At 66.2% G+C, this 467-nt stretch carries 1 protein-coding gene; it reads left to right on the top strand.

All coding sequences use genetic code 11. The features are described from left to right. The coding region (locus DEQ92_RS22470) for an FAD-dependent oxidoreductase (protein WP_158547666.1) at positions 1-467 on the top strand (467 nt) is incomplete at both ends.

The following is a 467-nucleotide window of genomic DNA, read 5'->3' as shown; positions in this document are numbered from 1 at the left end:
CGCGCACATTACTGGGAAGAAGGCGCTCGTCGCGACTGGAAGTTCACCGTGGGCACCGCCCATCGACGGCCTCAACGGCGTCGACTACTACACGAGCGAGACCATCCTCGAGGTGCGCGACCTCCCCGAGAGCATCGTGATGCTCGGCGGCGGGTACATCGCGCTCGAATGGGGCCAGATCCTCCACCGCGTCGGCGTCGACGTAACCATCCTCCAGCGCTCCGACCGCGTCCTCTCGAGTATGGAGGGGCAACTCGGCCGCGAGATGCAGCGTGCATTCGAGGAGGAGGGCATCGAAGTGATCACCGGCAACGACTTCCGCCGCGTCCGCACGCTAGCAGCCGATGGCGGCGCCGAAGCGATCCAGTCAGGCATCGCCGTCGAAACGACCGTCGACGGAGCCGAGCGAACGGTCACCGGCGACGCGCTGTTCGTTGCGACCGGTGTCCAGTCGAATAGCGAGGGCA

It is taken from the genome of Haloferax sp. Atlit-6N, from assembly GCF_003383195.1.
Taxonomy (GTDB): domain Archaea; phylum Halobacteriota; class Halobacteria; order Halobacteriales; family Haloferacaceae; genus Haloferax; species Haloferax gibbonsii.
Note: the sequence above shows the minus strand (reverse complement) of the source record. Positions and strands in the feature narration are given on the sequence as shown.